We start from the raw sequence: 16,182 nt of genomic DNA, 5'->3' as shown, positions 1-16,182 counted from the left end.
GGCAGGGTGCCGTCGGCGGCGTTCACCGCGAACCCCCACGGGCCAGCCGGTACCGCAGGTCGGCGCGGACGGCGGGCCACTCGGCGGCGGTGATGGAGAACACGACGGTGTCGCGCAGGGAACCGTCGGGCAGGACCTGGTGGCTGCGCAGCACCCCGTCCTGGCGGGCGCCGAGCCGCGCGATCGCGGTGCGGGAGCGGTGGTTGTGCCAGTGCGTCCGGAACTCGACCGCGATGCAGCGCAGGTCCTCGAAGGCGCGCGTGAGCAGCAGGAGCTTGGTCTCGGCGTTGATCCCCGTCCGCTGCGCGCTCGGCGCGTAGAACGTCGACCCGATCTCCAGCCGCGGAACGTCGGCCTGCACGTTCATGTAGGTCGTGGCCCCGCAGACGGCGCCGGTGTCGAGCCGCCGCACGGCCCAGGGGCTCATCGTCCCCGCCCACTGCAGCCCGAGCCGGCGCTCGATCTCGGCGTCGACCCGCTCGGGCGCGGGGATGGACGTGTACCAGGTCCGGTGCAGGTCGCCCTCGGCGACGACGGCCCGCAGGCCCTCGGCGTGGGCGGCCGACAGGGGCTCCAGGGCGACGCGCTCTCCGGACAGGGGCACGGGGTTCGCGATCTCGCTCACCCCGCGACCCTACCGACGCCTCCCCGGGGCAACTACTGCGCGCGGGGCCGGTCGATCACTTGAGGAACTTGCGCAGCTTCTTGCGGTTCGCGTTGTCCCACGCCTCCTCGACGTCGTGGAACGCGACGGCGGAGCGCACCTCCTCGAGCGCGTGCAGGCGGCCCAGGACGAAGGCGCCGGTGCCGAAGTCGTCGACGAGGCCGGCGAGGAACTCCCGGGCCAGGACGGTGTCGGCGTGCTCGTCGAGCAGGTCGAGCAGGTCCTTGAGGACGTCGACGTACTCCTCGGCGGCCTCGCCGACCTTCGGGGCGACGACCCCGGCCGCGTCGCGCGCGGCGGCGACCGCGTCGCGCAGCCGGGCGAGCGCGTCGGCCGCGTCCGCGTCGTCCGCGGTGGCGTGGTCGACGTCGTGGTCGATCTCGAGGTCGGCGTCCAGGTCGAGGTCGCGGTAGGCGTCGCGGGCGGCGCGGTGGGCGTCCGCGACGAGGGGCAGCAGCACCTTGCGGGCCTCGCGGCGGGCGGCCTTGACGGTGGGCGGGTCGGCGACGAACGCCTCCAGCGCGGCGACGAGGTCGCGGTAGCGCTGGGAGTCGAGGGCCTCGACGACGGCCGCCTGGGCGGCGGCGGCCCGGTCGGTGAGGACGGCGCGGACGCGGTCGGCCACCACGGCCGGGTCACCCGTCCCGGAGCCGGCGGTGTGCCCGGCGGCCTCCTCGTCGAGGTCGTCGAGGAGCTTCTCGGACAGGACGTCGGCGTCGCGGACGGGTGCGGTGACGTCGGCGATCCAGGCGAGCTCGGCCCGCAGGTCGTCGGTGGCGCCCTCGGTGAACAGGGGGGCCGTCGTGGCCAGGACGGTGCGCAGGCGGCGCGCCGCCACGCGCAGCGACCGGACGGCGTCCGGGGCGTCGATGCGGGCCAGGGGGTCCTGCGAGAGCAGCCAGCCGACGTCCTGCGCGAGGCGGGCCGTGACGACGGCGCCGGCGCTGTCGTCCACGGACACGGCGTCGAGGCCGTCCTCGTCGTCCGGTCCGTCGAGGACGGCGCGCAGCTGGGCGGTGCGGTCGGACTCCTCGGCGCCGAGGGCCTCCCAGGCGTCGGTGACGGCGTCGAGCAGGTCGCGGCGGCCGTCGACGACCTCCACCTGCCACTCGGCCCACGTCTGCGGGGAGGAGTCCTCGGGGGCCAGTGCCCGGGCCTGGACCTCACGCGTGGTCAGCCGCGCCACGACGTCGCCGTCCGCGTCGAGCAGGTCGCGCTGACGGGCCGACGTCGACAGCTCCAGCACGGGCCCGAGCGAGCGGCCGCGGGCCGCCGCCCACGTGAGGCGTTGCAGCGCAGCGGGTGCGGTGCGGACGGCGCGTCCCAGGGCCTGCCGCACCTCGTGGGTGCGGGGGCCGCGGCCCGGCAGTTCCAGGACCCAGCCGCGCGGGGCGGGGCTCGTCCGCTCGGCCGTCTGCCGGCGCACCGAGACGCCCGCCGCGGCCAGGGCGAGGTCGCTCGTGTCGTAGTGCGTCTCCTCGCTCACCACGGCGACCTCGGGACGCACGTCGGCGACTCCGGGCAGCTCGCCACCACCGGGCGCCGACTCGAGCGAGGGCGCGAGGTAGGTGCGGGTGAGGGCCAGGCGAGGGGACGGCATGGGCAAACACCTACCACGGAGGGGTGAACGGACCACCATCGCCGCAGGTCAGCGCCTCGCCCGTGCCGGGTTCCGGAAGTCGGCGCGGGGTCAGCGCCGGTCCAGCCGCAGGACCCCGTCGCGCCAGACGCCCTCGCTGCCGTCCTCGAGGGTCGTCGTGCGCTCGAGCAGCGCCTTGCGCGCGACCGTCCACTCCTGCGCGGGGAGGGCGAGCGTGGCGAGCAGTTCGTCGGGGTCGGGCAGCGCCACGTCGGCGCCGGGGAAGTCCCCGCCCAGCGGGCCGAGCTGCTCGGGGCGGCTGACGTGCCCGACGACGAGGAGGGACCCACCGGGGGCGACGGCCTCGGCGGCCCGGCGCAGCACGGCGGCGCGGTCGAGGAAGGCGTAGGAGTGCAGGAAGGACGCCGTCACGAGGCCGAAGGTGCCCGCGGGGAAGGAGATCCCGAGGTCGTGCCGCTCGAACCGGGTGCGGTCGGCGACGCCGGCCTCCTCGGCGTGGGCGCGGGCGCGCTCGAGGGCGGTGCCCGCGACGTCGACCCCCGTGACGCGCCACCCCCGGGCGGCGAGGAAGAGGACGTCCCCGCCCTCGCCGCACCCGAGGTCGAGGGCGGTACCGGTGACGTCGGGCGTGAGGTCGGCGACGGCGTCGACGAGGGCGGCGTTCGGCCGTCCGGTCCAGACGTGGCCGCCGTGCCCGGAGTACATGCCCTCCCACAGCTCCTCGGCGTCGCGGGCGGTCGGGTCGAAACGGCTCATGCGCCGATCCTGCGGGGGGCGGCCGGCGGGCGTCGAGGGTCGTTGCCGGTCCGGCAACACCGGTACGACGTGACGCGGCTCGCGTTGACGTCCCCAGGACCCCGCGTACACTAATGATTCATGCACGAACGATCGCCTGAGCCGACTCCTCGGGACCCCCGCACCCCGGCCCGGCTGCGGCGCCCCACGTCGAAGAACAAGTGGGTCGACCTCGCCCTGGACGCCGTGTTCAGCTTCACCGGCCCGGCCCAGGTGTCGCACGAGGAGGGGCCCCAGCGGGGTCCGCGCACCGAGGCCGAGGCGCAGGCCGGGTACGCGCAGTGGGAACGCGTCACGCGCGGCGGCCACACGTACCTCGTGGAACGCCAGGACCCCCGGACCTGAGGAGGCGGTCCTCAGAGGAGGACGGCCAGCCCGAGCCCGAACGCGGCCGCCGTGACGGTCGCCGCGAACGTCCCCAGCAGGTTCACGAGGGCGAGCCGCGACGCCCCGTCCCGCGCGAGGCGCACGGTGTCGGTCAGCGCGGTGCTGAACGTCGTGAACCCGCCGCAGAACCCGACCCCCAGCACGAGCCGCCACTGCGGGTCGCCCCCCTCCAGCACCAGGCCGGTGAGGAAACCCAGGAGGAGGGACCCCAGCACGTTGACGAGCAGGATCCCCCAGGGGAACTGCGAGGGCCACCGCGTGCGGACGGCGCCGTCGAGGACGAAGCGGGCGGCCGCCCCAAGACCGCCGGCGAGCGTGACGAGAAGGATCACCGGGACCCCCGGGCGGCGAGGGCGGTGCCGGCCACGACGGCGAGCAGCCCCGCGGCGAGGGAGGCGAGCGCGTACCCGGCGGCCGTCCCGACCGACCCGGTGCTCGTGAGCCGGTCGACCTCCACCGCGAAGCTGGACCACGTCGTCAGCCCGCCGCAGAACCCCGTCCCCAGGCCGAGCCGCCACCGCCGACCGGACGGCGTCTCCGGGCCGCGGCGCGTCAGCCGTTCCAGCAGCAGCCCCAGGACGAAGGACCCCACGACGTTGACCGCCAGCGTGGCCAGCGGGAAGCCGTCGGCGGTGGGGACGACCTCGGAGACCGCCCAGCGCACCAGGGTCCCGACCGCTCCCCCGGCGGCCACCAGCAGCACCAGACGGGGATCGCGGTGGGGGGGCCTCACGCCGTCACCCTGCCACAGGCCCCGGGGACGACCGAGCCCCCTCCCGCGGGTGCGGGAGGGGGCTCGGCGAGGCGGTCCGGACGTGGCTCAGAACGGGCGGTCGGCCAGCGGCCAGCCCCCCGCGGCGAGGTGGGAGGACACACGCGCGACGTCGGCCTCGGACGGTTCGTCGAGGGTCGCCGCGTTGACGAGGCGTTCGACGTCGGCGACGGTCGTCACCTCGCCCTGCTTGGCGAGGCCGACGATCTCGGCCGCGATGTCGCGGACCTCGGTGTCGGTGAGCTTGCGGCGCAGCAGCCCGAGCAGCACGACGTAGTCCTGCTGCGGGACCCCGCTGGGGTAGCCGGCGCGCAGCCAGTCCAGGACGCGGCCGGCGAGGGTCTCGGAGGTCATCGGTGGACTCCCCTCACTTGTCGACGATGGTCGGGTAGACGTGCTCGAAGCTCAGCGCCTTGCCGAAACCGCTGGCGACGATGAAGGTGATGCCGAGGGCCACGGCCGCCACGACGACGGCGAAGCAGACGACCGCGACGGCCTTGCCCGCCGGGTGGCCCGGCGCGTGGTTCGTCTCGGCGTCACCACCCGCCCCCCACGCCATGGCCCGCACGCCGGCCGAGAACAGGACCGGCAGGCCCGCCCCCAGCACGAGGGCGACGAGCAGGATCTTCCACAGGGCGTCCCCGACGAGGACGAGGTTCTGCGTCACGGGTTTCCTCCTCGTTCGGGGTCAGACGGCGGCCGGGGTGCGCTCGGCACCCGCGGTCGCGTCCCACTCGTCGTTGACGTTGTCCGCGTGGACCGGGTTCTTGCGCGAGTGGCGCATGACGACCACCGCGAACCCGAGCAGCAGCAGGCTGATGACCAGCGCACCGACGACCCCGCCGCCGAGCGTGTGGCCGATCCACCACATGAGGGCGCCGACGAGCGCGGCGGCCGGGATCGTCGTGACCCACGCGACGACCATGCGGCCGGCGACCCGCCAGCGGACGGTCGCGCCGGGCTTGCCGAGGCCGGACCCGAGGACGGAACCCGTCGTCACGTGGGTCGTCGACAGCGCGAAGCCCAGGTGGCTGGAGATGAGGATGACCGCGCCGGAGGAGGTCTCGGCGGCCATGCCCTGGGCCGGGGAGATCTCGACCAGGCCCTTGCCGAGGGTGCGGATGATGCGCCAGCCGCCGAGGTAGGTCCCCGACGCGATGGCGAGGGCGCACGCGGCCTTGACCCAGAACGGGACCGCGGCCGTGTCGCTCCAGTGGCCCGACGCGATGAGCCCGAGGGTGATGACACCCATCGTCTTCTGCGCGTCGTTCGTGCCGTGGGCCAGCGAGACGAGGGACGCCGAGCCGATCTGGCCCCAGCGGAACCCCTGGTCGGTGAAGCGCTGCGCGACGCCGGAGACGACGCGGTGGACGAGCCAGGTGCCGACGGTGGCGACGATGCAGGCGAGGACCGGTGAGGCGATCGCGGGGATGATGACCTTCCCCACGACACCGTCGATCTTCGTGCCGTCGCCGTTCCAGTTCACGCCCGCCCAGCCGAGGCCCGCGACGGTGGCGCCGATGAGGCCACCGAACAGCGCGTGCGACGAGCTCGAGGGCAGACCGACGAGCCAGGTGAGGAGGTTCCAGACGATCGCCCCGACGAGACCGGCGAGGACGATGAGCAGCAGCGCCGAGCCGCCGCCCTCGAGCAGTGCGGGTTTGGGCGACCCGTCCTTGTTCTGGATCTTCACGACGGCGTTCGTGACGGTGAGGGCGACCTCGACCGACAGGAAGGCACCGACGAGGTTGAGGATCCCGGAGAGAGCGACGGCCGTCTTGGGCTTGAGCGCTCCGGTGGCGATGGAGGTGGCCATCGCGTTGGCGGTGTCGTGGAAGCCGTTGGTGAAGTCGAACGAGAGTGCGACCACCACGACGAGCACGAGGATGACGGTTGCGGTCTCCACGAGGAGAAGGCTGCACCCGTTCCGTGCCCCGCGGAACCAGATCGGGGGCCCTGCGGAAGAGTTCACCCCCTGTTCACCGCGCTCCAGGAACTCCCGGTGAACGGGGTGGACAGGGGGTGAGTGGGGCCTCAGAGGGCAGGCGTCTCCGGGCGGCGGTCGGTCTCCAGGATCGTGCGGGCGTGCACCACGAGCAGGGGGTCGGGCTGACCCACGACCTCGACGTCCTTGTCCGCGTAGTCGAAGCGGGCCAGGACGTGCCGCATGGCCGCGAGCCGGGCGCGCTTCTTGTCGTTCGTCTTGACGACCGTCCACGGCGCGACGTCGGTGTCGGTCCGGTCGAACATCGCCTCCTTGGCCGCGGTGTAGTCGTCCCACCGGTCCAGGCTCGCGAGGTCCATCGGGGAGAGCTTCCACTGCCGCACCGGGTCGATCTGCCGGATGAGGAACCGGGTGCGCTGCTCGGCGCGGGTCACCGAGAACCAGAACTTCACGAGGTGGATGCCGTCGTCGACGAGCATCCGTTCGAACAACGGGACCTGCGCTGTGAAGCGGTCGTACTGCTCGGACGTCGCGAACCCCATGACGCGTTCGACGCCGGCGCGGTTGTACCAGGACCGGTCGAACAGGACGAACTCGCCGGCGGCGGGCAGGTGCTGCACGTACCGCTGGAAGTACCACTGCGTCGACTCGCGCTCGCTGGGCTTCTCCAGGGCCACGACCCGCGCACCGCGCGGGTTGAGGTGTTCCATGAAGCGCTTGATGGTCCCGCCCTTGCCGGCCGCGTCCCGCCCCTCGCACAGGACGACGAGACGTTCGCCGGAGTCCTTCAGCCAGCGCTGGAGCTTCAGCAGCTCGATCTGCAGGAGCCGCTTGTCGTGCTCGTACTCGGCCCGGTCGAGCCGGGAGTCGTAGGGGTAGTCCTCGCGCCAGGTGTCGACGGCACGGCCGTCGGCCAACAGGAGTTCCGGTTCGTCCTCGTCGTCCCGGACCGTCATGCCCAGGTCAGGCGTCAGCTGCACGGCGAGCATGCAACGCCCGGCACGTCCTGCGTGGACGTCGCCCGCCCGACGGCGGGGTGAACACCGCGTGAACACCACCGGACCCCGTCGACCGGCGACCGACCAGCGGCTGACCGGAGCTCGAGCACGGTTCCCTAGACCGGGTCGGGTGGAGATCGAGGAGACCGCCGTCCGCGACGCCTACCGGCTGCGCCCCCACCGCCTCGACGACGGGCGGGGCTGGTTCGGCGAGGTCCTCCGCACCGACGTCCTCGCCCGCGGCACCGGCCACGCGTTCCGGGCCGAGCAGGTCAACTGCTCCGTTTCGCGCCGGGGCACGCTGCGCGGCCTGCACGGGGTGACCTCGCCCCCGGGGCAGGCCAAGGTGGTCCGCTGCAACCGCGGTCGGCTGTTCGACGTCGTCGTCGACGTCCGCCCCGGCTCGCCGACCTGGGGCCGGGTGGCCGGCACGGTCCTGGAGGCCGGCGGTGACGCCGTGTTCGTCGCCGAGGGCCTGGCGCACGGCTTCCTCGCCCTCGACGACGACACCGAGGTCATGTACCTGTGCTCGACGACGTACGTGCCGGGCAGCCAGGTCGACATCGACCCCTTCGACGAGACGCTCGCCGTGCCGTGGCCGGTCCTGCCCGACGGGCCGCCCGTCCTGTCCGCCAAGGACGCCGCCGCCCCGTCGCTGGCCGCCGTGCACGCGGCGGGACGGCTCGTCGAGTACGCGCACTGCCGCCGGCTGTACGCCGCGCGAGCCGGGCTCGACGTCACCTCCAGCCGCGCCGACGACGGTGGTCGCGACCGGTGCGGACCGGGGACGGCGACGGAGCGGAGACGACCGTGAACACGACCAAGGACCTCGTGCTCGACGGGGTGCGCAAGTACCACGAGGAGGCGGTCGCGGACCGCGAGTTCGTGCCCGGCGTGAGCGAGGTCCTGTCCTCGGGGGCGGTGCTCGACGCCGAGGACCGGGTGGCGATGGTGAGCGCGGCCCTCGACCTGCGGATCGCGGCCGGCGCCTCGCAGCGGCGCTTCGAATCCGAGTTCGCCCGGCGCAGCGGCGTGCGCAAGGCGCACATGACGAACTCCGGTTCGTCGGCGAACCTGCTGGCGGTGACGGCGCTGACGACCGAGGAGGCGGGGCCGGACCGGCTGCGCGCCGGCGACGAGGTCGTCACGGTGGCGGCGGGTTTCCCCACGACGGTGAACCCGATCCTGCAGAACGGCCTCGTCCCGGTGTTCGTCGACGTCGACCTCGCGACCTACAACACGACCCTCGACCGCATCGAGGCCGCCATAGGTCCGCGGACCCGGGCCGTCGTGGTGGCCCACACGCTCGGGAACCCCTTCCCCGTCGCCGACGTGGCGGCGCTGGCCGCCGACCGGGGCCTGTTCCTCGTCGAGGACAACTGCGACGCCGTGGGGTCCACCCACCGCGGGCGGCTCACGGGGACGTTCGGCCAGCTGAGCACCGTGAGCTTCTACCCGGCGCACCACCTCACGACGGGCGAGGGCGGGATGGTCCTGACCTCCGACCTCAAGCTCGCCCGGGCCGTGGAGTCCCTGCGCGACTGGGGCCGGGACTGCTGGTGCGAACCGAACGAGACCGACCGCTGCCTCAAGCGGTTCTCCTACCAGCTCGGGAACCTGCCGGCCGGGTACGACCACAAGTACATCTTCTCCCACGTCGGGTACAACCTGAAGGCCACCGACGTGCAGGCGGCGCTGGGGCTCACGCAACTGGCCAAGCTCGAAGGTTTCCACGCCGCCCGGCGACGCAACTGGAAGCACCTGCGGGAGTCCCTCGACGGGATCCCCGGCCTGCTGCTGCCCGAACCCACCCCCGACAGCGACCCGAGCTGGTTCGGTTTCGCCCTCACCGTGCACGAGGACGCGCCCTACACGCGCAAGGAACTCGTCGACCACCTCGAGGAGCGGCGCATCCGCACCCGGAGGTTGTTCGCGGGGAACCTCACGCGCCAGCCCGCCTACGTCGGGCAACCCCACCGCGTCGTCGGCGACCTGCGCAACAGCGACGTGGTCACCGACCGGACGTTCTGGATCGGCTGCTACCCCGGCATCACGGCCCCCATGCTCGACCACGTCGTCTCGACCGTCCGGGAGTTCACGGCCCGCCCCGCCACGACGCGGAGGGCCGCGTGAGGACCACGGCGGTGCCGTCGGACAGCCGACGCCTGGCGCTGTCGGCGGCGGCGGGCGAGGGGGTCACGAGCGACGCCGAGGTCCGCGCGTGGATCGACGAGCGGCGGCTGCGCGACGGACTGCACCTGGAACGCACCACCTTCGACGCCCTCCCCCGCTGGAGCACCGACCCCGCGACGGGGGACGTCAGCCACGACAGCGGGGGGTTCTTCGCCGTCCGCGGCATGGACGTGCGCCGACCCGACGGCAGCGGGTGGCAGCAACCCGTCGTCGTCCAGCCCGAGGTGGGCATCCTCGGCATGGTCGTGCGGGAGATCGACGGTCTGCTGCACTGCCTCGTGCAGGCCAAGGTCGAACCCGGGAACCCGGGCGCGGTGCAGTTGTCCCCCACCGTCCAGGCCACCCGCAGCAACTACACGCGGCTGCACCACGGGGCCACCGTCCGCCACCTCGAGCACTTCCTGCCCGGCAGCGGGGCGCGCACCGTCAGCGACTCCCTGCAGTCCGAGCACGGGACCTGGTTCTGGCGCAAGCGCAACCGGAACGTCGTCGTCGAGGTCGACCACGCGCTCGAGGACGGCGAGGACCACCGCTGGCTGACGGTCGGGCAGGTGCAGCGCTTCCTGCGCGAGGACGACACCGTCAACATGTGCACGCGCACCGTGCTGGCGGGGGCACCCCTGCGCGGCGGCGCACCGGCCCACGACGAGTTCACCGACGCCCTCGCCGCCGGGCTCGCCCCCGGTGCCCGGTCGCGCCACAGCGACGCGGAGGTCCGCGCCTGGTTCACCGCCGCCCGGGTCGAGGCGGGGATGGAGTCCCGGCTCGTCCCGCTGGGTTCGGTCCAGGACTGGGTGCGCACGCCCGAGGAGGTCTTCCACCGCGACGGCGGGCACTTCCGCGTCGTCGCCGTGGACGTGGGGTCGGCCAGCCGCGAGGTGCACCGCTGGAGCCAGCCGCTGCTCGCCCCGGTGGGGGTGGGGACGGCCGCGCTGCTGGCGCGCCCGATCGACGGGGTGCTGCACGTGCTGGCGCGCGCCGCCGTCGAACCGGGGTTCCGGGACGGCGTCGAGATCGGCCCCACCGTGCAGTTCACGCCCTGCCCGGGAACACCCGACCCGTTGTTCGCGGACGTGGTCGCGGCGGCCCCGGCCCGGGCGCGCCGCTTCGACTCCGTCCTGTCCGAGGAGGGTGGACGGTTCCTCGACGCGCGCTGCCGGTACCAGGTCGTCGAGGTCGGCGAGGAGGTGCCGCTGGCCGAACCGCCGGGGTTCTGCTGGGTCACCCCCGCGCAGCTGGCCGACCTGCTGCCGCACGCGCACTACGCCGACATCCAGGCCCGGACCCTCGTGACGTGCCTCGTGAGCCTGCTCGGTGCGGGCGCCGGCCGGGGGCGGCGGCTCCGTGCGGCGTGACCCCGCGGCCGGGGCCGACGGTTCCGTCCGGACGATCGCCGTGCTCGGCTGCGCCGACATCGCCCGGCGGCGGGTCCTGCCCGTCCTGAGCTCGGGGCGCAGCCGGTGGCGGCTCACGCACGTCGCCAGCCGCGACCCCGCGACCGCGGCCGCCCTCGCCGCCGAGCACGGGGCGCGACCGGCCTCCTACGACCAGGTCCTCGAGGACCCCGCCGTCGACGCGGTCTACCTGCCGCTGCCGAACGCCCTGCACGCCCCGTGGGCCCGGCGGGCGCTGTCGGCCGGCAAGCACGTGCTGGCCGAGAAACCCCTCACCGGGGACGCGGCGACGTCCCGCGGCCTGCTCGACCAGGCGCGGGCCGGCGGGCTGGCGCTGGAGGAGAACGTCCTGTTCGTCCACCACCGGCAGACCCGGGTCCTGCGCCGGCTGGTGCAGGCCGGGGCGGTCGGCCGGGTGCGGGCGGTGACCGCCCGGTTCTGCGTCCCGGCCCGTCCGGCCGGCGACGTCCGGCACCGCCGCGACCTCGGCGGCGGCGCGCTGCTCGACACGGGCGTGTACCCGCTGCGGGCGGCGCTCACCCTGCTCGGGCGGCGGCTGGAGGTCGTCGGGGCCGTCCTCGACGAGGCCCCCGGCGGAGTGGACCTGGGAGGCAGCGCCCTGCTCCTCGCCCCGGACGGGGCCACGGCGTCGGTCACGTTCGGCATGGCCCACGGGTACGTCTCCGACGTCGAGGTCCACGGCGAGGAGGGCCTGCTCCGGCTGGCGTCGGCCTTCACGCCGGGGCCGGACGCGGCCCCGGAGCTCGACCTGCTCCGCGGCGGGCGCCGGCGGCGGATCCGGCTGGCCCCGCACGACCACGTGCGCGCCACCCTGGACCACTTCGCCGCCGCCGTGGACCACGGGACGTCCTTGCTGGCCGACGACGTGCTCGCCGAGGCGGAACTGCTGGACGCCGTGCGCCGGCACGCCCGGCGGCCGGCCCCGTCCACCGGGAGCTGACCCCGGCTCCCGTCCGCGCCTAGGATCGCCGTCACCGTGCGTGGGCGGGGGCGACGAGGTCCGGGGGAGGGCGTGTGATCAGGATCCTGCTGGTCGAGGACATGAACATGGTCAGGGGTGCGCTCGTCGCCCTGCTCGGACTGGAACCGGACTTCGAGATCGTGGGGGACGTCACCTGCGGCGAGGACGCCGTGGCGGCCGCGACGCGGACCCGCCCGGACGTGGCCGTCGTGGACGTCGACCTGCCCGGCATGGACGGGATCGCCGTCGCCGACGCGTTGCAGTCGAGCCTGCCGGAGTGCCGGACCCTGATCCTCACCCAGCTCGCGCAACCGGGCACGCTGCGCCGGGCCCTGGCCGCGCGCATCGGCGGGTACCTGCTCAAGGACGCTCCGGCGGACGAACTGGCGGCGGCGATCCGTTCCGTCCACGCCGGCCGGCGGGTCATCGACTCGGGGTTGGCGCTCGCCGCCTGGGACACCGTCGAGTCCCCGCTGACGCCCCGCGAACGCGACGTCCTGCAGGTGGCCGCGACGGGGGCGGAGGCGACCGAGATCGGCCGGACCCTGCACCTGTCCGCCGGGACCGTCCGGAACTACCTGACGAACATCAACGTCAAGCTCAGCGCCCGCAACCGGGTCGACGCGATCCGCATCGCCCGCGAGGCCGGCTGGCTCTGAGGCTCACGCCGCCGGGACGACGACGGACAGGCGGAAACTGCCCTCGACGGTCCCGCGCCCGGCCTCGAGGGCACCCCCGAGTTCCCGGACCCGGTCGGCGAGGTTGCGCAACCCCGCCCCTCCGTGGCCGTCCTCCTCGGCGCCCTCGGGGTGCGCCCCGTCGTTGAGGATCGTCAGGGTGACGGTCCCCGCGCGGCGGGCGACGTCCAACCGCAGGGAGCACGTGCGGGCGTCGCTGTGCCGCAGCACGTTCGTCACCCCCTCGCGCACGACGGTGGCCAGCGTCGTCGTCGTGGGGGCGGGCAGGTCGACCTCGTCGTGGGCGACGTCGACGACGACCCCACCGGCCTCGAGCACCCGGCGGGCCGAGTCCAGTTCCCGCCGCAGGTCCAGGTCGCGGTAGCGGCTGGTGACGGCGCGGACGTCGCTCAGGGCCTCGCGGGAGATCGCGAGGACCTCCCCGAGTTCGGCCTGCGACCGCGGAACGTCGAACGCCACCAGGCGGGAGACGAGTTCCACCTTGAGGGTGATGGCGGACAGGCTGTAGCCCAAGAGGTCGTGCAGGTCGCGGGCGATCCGCAACCGTTCCTCGGTGACGGCCGCGTCGGTGAGCCGGCGCCGTGCCGTGACCACCGCGTCCACCACCTGCGTCAGGCGCGACAACCCGAAGACGACGGCCTCGACGTTCACGGTGCTGATGAGGGCGTAGACGGTCTGGTCGGGTGCGAAACCCGCACCGACGTACCAGGCGGCGGTCGCCAGCGGGACGAGGACCGCGACGAGGACGCGCCACCTCGCGGGCAGGACGAGCAGGGCGACCCCGCCGAAGAACCCCGCGACCCCGCTCCACGCCAGGCCGAACACGGCCAGCGGGACGAAGCTCAGCAGGCCCAGCGCCGCGAACGCCGCGACGTCCGGCCCCGTCCGCAACCGGCGACCGCGGGGGACGAACCAGCCGACGTGCAGGGACAGGAGCGCTGCGAGCAGGACGAGGAACACGACCAGCCGGTCACCGCCGATGCCCTGTTCGCGCGCCGTCAGCACCGCGACGACCGCGAACCCGAGCAGCACCGTCATGAGGACCACCCGGGACAGCCGGGGCCCCTGCGTCAGGACGTCGAGGCCCCCGAGGTCCGCCGACCGGGCGGCACCGTTCTCGCGGGCCGCGACCGCCGACGACGACAACCGCCCACCGGACCCCGTCCCCCCGAACACCCGCACGGAGGGATTCTCGGGGACACCGGCCGGAGCGTCCACCGACCCGCTCACAGGAAGAAGGGGACGGGGTTGAGGTCCGCCGGGGCGGTCGGCCGCGGGAGCAGACCGCGCCGCACCGGGACGTCGAACAACCGGCCGGGCGCGAACCGCGCCCAGGGGCTGCGCAGCCCGGGCACGACGACGCGGACGACGCAGACGCCGAGGTCGGGACGGGTCTGGTCCAGCACGAGGACCTCCAGGTCGTGGCCGCGCAGTCGTTCCACCAGCGCGTGGACGTGCTCGTCCAGGGGGGCGGGCCGGCCGTCCGACGGCAACCGCCGCACGGGTTCGGCGGGGTCGGGCAGCAGGTACGGGTTCGCCGCGACGGAACCGGAGGCCCACCAGGCGCGCAGGTCCGGGTCGCCGGCCGACGTGGCCGGGTCCAGGGCCAGGGGCATCACCTGGTTCAGTTCCGTGAGCGCGCGGCGCAGCGCCAGCGGGCCGTCCGTGTGCGCGCCGAAACCCATCGCGACCGCCTCGGGCGCACCCGGCACGACGCAGCGGGACAGGGCGGCGACGACCGGGATCCCGAGGTCGCTCGTGAGGTCGAGCGCCCAGACCTCGCGGCCCAGCTCGGCGTGGACCTGCCGCAGCTGGGTCACCCACGGGTCGCCCGTGCTGCCGAGGTCCACCGCGGGCAGGCGGAGCCGGTTGTACCACCACTGCGCCAGGGCGTCCCGCTCCACGAGTTCGAACAGGGCCTGCAGGACCGCGTCCTCGAGGCAGGTCCCGGCCGCCGTCCCGTTGGAGTCCGCGGCCGTCCCCGGCGTCGACCCGCCGTAGTAGAGGAGGTCGGTGGGCAGCAACCGGCGGCGGCCGTGGGTCAGCGACCACACCGGCGTCCAGTCCACGACGGCGTCGGGGTCGAACTGCTCGGGGATCCGGTTGAACGTGGAGTGGCTGCGGTTCCAGACGTCCCGGTCGGCGAACTGGGCCGCGTCCACCAACTGCACCGCGTCGGGGTCGACGGCCTCGGGGGCGAGGGAGGTGAGGCTCCCCCGGACCACCGTCTCGTCGCCCTGCCGGAACCCGCTGGTCCGTTCGACGGCCTCGCACAGGGCGCTGACCTGGGCCTGCACGGCCGTGACGCCCTTGCCGCCGTTGACGGAGCGCCACGCCGACCGCACGACCGGAGCGGTGCCGTCCTGCCCCGGGGAACCCGACACCCAGGTGGCGGGACCGGCGGACCAGGAGTTGAAGAAGGCGGGACCGGTGGGGACGCGGTCGAGGCGGGGCACGAGCCCCGTGACCGGACTCACCAGGTGCTGCAACCTCTCCAGGGTCGCCTCGGCCGGCTCGACCCGGTAGCCACCGCCACCGCCCACGACGACGTCGCGCGCCCGCAGGGTGACCGGTCGCGCGCCGCGCCGCGTCACGAGGTCCGGGTCACCGCACGCGGGGCACTGCGGGCGACGCGTCACCGGGTGGCGGGCGCCGGCGAGGTCCACGGTGTCCAACGTCCAGACCGCGTCCTGCGCCGAGCGGCACCCGGACAACCACTTGAGCGCCTCGTGCGCCACGAGGGCGAGCGCCGCCGTCCGGGTGGCCGCGGTGGTTAGCCGCGGCGAGGTCTGCAGCCCGGGACGCCCCAACTGCTCGGCGACGGCCAGTTCCCGGCTGCGCCGCAACCACAACCGGTGGGCGAGGCAGTGCCAGCAGGCGCCCTCGCCGGTGAACACCGGCCCCAGCCAGACGCGGCGGCCGTCGGGCCGGGCGAGCAGCCAGGGAGTTCCCGACGCCCGGTGCGCCGCGGCGACCGCGGCGAGCCGGGGGTCGAGGTAGTCGTCGGTGAGGACGACGTCGAGGTCCGTCCCCGCCGGGCCCGCGGTCCCCGACAGTTCCAGACCGGGAACCCCGGCGGCCCGCAACCCCGCGGCGACGGCGTCGGGGTCGACGTCCGCGAGGACGGTCAGCCCAGTCCGGCCGCCGTCCCGCAGCGGGGCGGTGGCCTCGGCGTCGACACCGGCCGCGTCCCAGTAGGCGAGTTCGGCTCCGGCCGCGGCGCGACCGACCGTCAGGAGGCCGTGGTCGAGCAGGGCGTCGACGAGGGCGGCCGCCCGGGGACCGTCGACAGCCGGGTGCGCGACGACCTCGTCGCGGTCCCGGGTCCCGTCGAGCAGCGGGAGCAACCGGTCGATCCCCGGCGCCCGCAGGGTTTCGACGCGACCCTCGGAGAACAGGAACAGCGTGTCGGAGACGGACTGCACGTGGAGGTGCCGACGCAGCACGAGGGGCCCCGACGACCCCCCTGCGGTGCTCACCGCACGACGTCCTCGAGGACGCCGGTGTGCAGGCAGAACGTCAGGGCCGCGGCGGAGGAGGTGCGCGGGGCCGACCACGCGTCGACGACGTCGACGTCGAGCAGGGCGGAGACCGGCGTCCCCGGGTGCGCTGCCGGGTGCACGGAGGTGGTCGGGCGGGAGGCTGCGGTGAGGGACATCGGGTTCTCCTGTCACGGGCGGTGGGCCCCGGCGCTGGTGCCGGTGGACCGGTGCCGCCCAGCCTGCACCGCCGGCGGGCCGCTCCGGTAGTGACG

18 protein-coding genes are annotated in these 16,182 nt (G+C 74.6%); 6 read left to right on the top strand and 12 right to left on the bottom strand.

Going from position 1 to position 16,182, the window contains the following annotated elements; all coding sequences use genetic code 11:
• Window positions 1-22: 22 nt before the first annotated feature.
• The 3 genes from AB0637_RS04200 to AB0637_RS04190 form a co-directional block, all read right to left on the bottom strand.
• A complete protein-coding gene (locus AB0637_RS04200; RefSeq protein WP_366169909.1) occupies window positions 23-625 on the bottom strand; it encodes a GNAT family protein in 603 nt (200 codons plus the stop codon).
• Window positions 626-680: 55 nt separating this feature from the next.
• Window positions 681-2,264: a CYTH and CHAD domain-containing protein gene (locus AB0637_RS04195; RefSeq protein WP_366169908.1), complete on the bottom strand. Its 1,584-nt coding sequence runs from the start codon at window positions 2,262-2,264 to the stop codon at window positions 681-683.
• Window positions 2,265-2,354: 90 nt separating this feature from the next.
• Window positions 2,355-3,020: a class I SAM-dependent methyltransferase gene (locus AB0637_RS04190; protein WP_366169907.1), complete on the bottom strand. Its 666-nt coding sequence runs from the start codon at window positions 3,018-3,020 to the stop codon at window positions 2,355-2,357.
• Window positions 3,021-3,140: 120 nt separating this feature from the next.
• Between AB0637_RS04190 and AB0637_RS04185 the strand changes: the two genes are divergently transcribed.
• Window positions 3,141-3,404, top strand: coding sequence for a hypothetical protein (locus AB0637_RS04185; protein WP_366169906.1), 264 nt, complete (start codon window positions 3,141-3,143; stop codon window positions 3,402-3,404).
• Window positions 3,405-3,415: 11 nt separating this feature from the next.
• Here the strand turns inward: AB0637_RS04185 and AB0637_RS04180 are convergent, their stop codons facing one another.
• From AB0637_RS04180 to ppk2, 6 genes are all read right to left on the bottom strand, one after another.
• Window positions 3,416-3,778, bottom strand: coding sequence for a CrcB family protein (locus AB0637_RS04180; protein ID WP_366169905.1), 363 nt, complete (start codon window positions 3,776-3,778; stop codon window positions 3,416-3,418).
• Window positions 3,775-4,179: a fluoride efflux transporter CrcB gene (gene crcB, locus AB0637_RS04175; RefSeq protein WP_366169904.1), complete on the bottom strand. Its 405-nt coding sequence runs from the start codon at window positions 4,177-4,179 to the stop codon at window positions 3,775-3,777. Before crcB ends, AB0637_RS04180 begins: the two co-directional genes overlap by 4 nt.
• An 87-nt stretch (window positions 4,180-4,266) precedes the next feature.
• Entirely contained in the window at window positions 4,267-4,572 is a 306-nt protein-coding gene (locus tag AB0637_RS04170; RefSeq protein WP_366169903.1) for a DUF3349 domain-containing protein, read from the bottom strand.
• Window positions 4,573-4,585: 13 nt separating this feature from the next.
• Window positions 4,586-4,885, bottom strand: a complete 300-nt coding sequence (locus AB0637_RS04165; RefSeq protein WP_366169902.1) for a hypothetical protein — start codon at window positions 4,883-4,885, stop codon at window positions 4,586-4,588.
• A 21-nt stretch (window positions 4,886-4,906) separates the two neighbouring features.
• Complete coding sequence (locus tag AB0637_RS04160; RefSeq protein ID WP_366169901.1) at window positions 4,907-6,124, bottom strand: inorganic phosphate transporter; 1,218 nt, start codon at window positions 6,122-6,124, stop codon at window positions 4,907-4,909.
• A 128-nt stretch (window positions 6,125-6,252) separates the two neighbouring features.
• Window positions 6,253-7,152 (bottom strand): polyphosphate kinase 2, encoded by a 900-nt coding sequence (ppk2, locus tag AB0637_RS04155; RefSeq protein WP_366169900.1) that lies wholly within the window; start codon window positions 7,150-7,152, stop codon window positions 6,253-6,255.
• Window positions 7,153-7,291: 139 nt separating this feature from the next.
• On the opposite strand from ppk2, the gene AB0637_RS04150 reads away from it, so the two are divergent.
• From AB0637_RS04150 to AB0637_RS04130, 5 genes are all read left to right on the top strand, one after another.
• Window positions 7,292-7,975 (top strand): dTDP-4-dehydrorhamnose 3,5-epimerase family protein, encoded by a 684-nt coding sequence (locus AB0637_RS04150; RefSeq protein WP_366169899.1) that lies wholly within the window; start codon window positions 7,292-7,294, stop codon window positions 7,973-7,975.
• Window positions 7,972-9,294, top strand: coding sequence for a lipopolysaccharide biosynthesis protein RfbH (gene rfbH, locus AB0637_RS04145; RefSeq protein ID WP_366169898.1), 1,323 nt, complete (start codon window positions 7,972-7,974; stop codon window positions 9,292-9,294). The genes AB0637_RS04150 and rfbH overlap by 4 nt, the downstream gene beginning before the upstream one ends.
• Window positions 9,291-10,709 carry an NDP-hexose 2,3-dehydratase family protein gene (locus AB0637_RS04140; protein WP_366169897.1) on the top strand — a complete coding sequence of 473 codons (1,419 nt, stop codon included), beginning with the start codon at window positions 9,291-9,293 and terminating at the stop codon, window positions 10,707-10,709. The genes rfbH and AB0637_RS04140 overlap by 4 nt, the downstream gene beginning before the upstream one ends.
• Window positions 10,699-11,709: a Gfo/Idh/MocA family oxidoreductase gene (locus AB0637_RS04135; RefSeq protein ID WP_366169896.1), complete on the top strand. Its 1,011-nt coding sequence runs from the start codon at window positions 10,699-10,701 to the stop codon at window positions 11,707-11,709. Before AB0637_RS04140 ends, AB0637_RS04135 begins: the two co-directional genes overlap by 11 nt.
• Window positions 11,710-11,783: 74 nt before the next feature.
• Window positions 11,784-12,389: a response regulator transcription factor gene (locus AB0637_RS04130; protein WP_366169895.1), complete on the top strand. Its 606-nt coding sequence runs from the start codon at window positions 11,784-11,786 to the stop codon at window positions 12,387-12,389.
• 3 nt (window positions 12,390-12,392) lie between these two features.
• On the opposite strand, the gene AB0637_RS04125 is transcribed toward AB0637_RS04130, so the two are convergent.
• Genes AB0637_RS04125 through AB0637_RS04115 form a run of 3 tightly spaced genes read right to left on the bottom strand, consistent with a single transcriptional unit; the run spans window position 12,393 to window position 16,086 of the window.
• Window positions 12,393-13,610 carry a histidine kinase gene (locus AB0637_RS04125; protein WP_366169894.1) on the bottom strand — a complete coding sequence of 406 codons (1,218 nt, stop codon included), beginning with the start codon at window positions 13,608-13,610 and terminating at the stop codon, window positions 12,393-12,395.
• 44 nt (window positions 13,611-13,654) lie between these two features.
• Window positions 13,655-15,907, bottom strand: a complete 2,253-nt coding sequence (locus AB0637_RS04120; protein WP_366169893.1) for a TOMM precursor leader peptide-binding protein — start codon at window positions 15,905-15,907, stop codon at window positions 13,655-13,657.
• Window positions 15,904-16,086, bottom strand: coding sequence for a hypothetical protein (locus AB0637_RS04115; protein ID WP_366169892.1), 183 nt, complete (start codon window positions 16,084-16,086; stop codon window positions 15,904-15,906). The genes AB0637_RS04120 and AB0637_RS04115 overlap by 4 nt, the downstream gene beginning before the upstream one ends.
• Window positions 16,087-16,182 lie beyond the last annotated feature (96 nt).

Source organism: Kineococcus sp. NPDC059986 (assembly GCF_040702905.1).
GTDB lineage: Bacteria > Actinomycetota > Actinomycetes > Actinomycetales > Kineococcaceae > Kineococcus.
This window is presented reverse-complemented; position numbering and strand designations above follow the sequence as displayed.

Coding starts and splice junctions, on each gene's coding strand:
- AB0637_RS04115 (WP_366169892.1), bottom strand. CDS start 16,086: ATGTCCCTCACCGCAGCCTCCCGCCCGACCACCTCCGTGCACCCGGCA.
- AB0637_RS04190 (WP_366169907.1), bottom strand. CDS start 3,020: ATGAGCCGTTTCGACCCGACCGCCCGCGACGCCGAGGAGCTGTGGGAG.
- AB0637_RS04170 (WP_366169903.1), bottom strand. CDS start 4,572: ATGACCTCCGAGACCCTCGCCGGCCGCGTCCTGGACTGGCTGCGCGCC.
- AB0637_RS04185 (WP_366169906.1), top strand. CDS start 3,141: ATGCACGAACGATCGCCTGAGCCGACTCCTCGGGACCCCCGCACCCCG.
- AB0637_RS04195 (WP_366169908.1), bottom strand. CDS start 2,264: ATGCCGTCCCCTCGCCTGGCCCTCACCCGCACCTACCTCGCGCCCTCG.
- ppk2 (WP_366169900.1), bottom strand. CDS start 7,152: ATGCTCGCCGTGCAGCTGACGCCTGACCTGGGCATGACGGTCCGGGAC.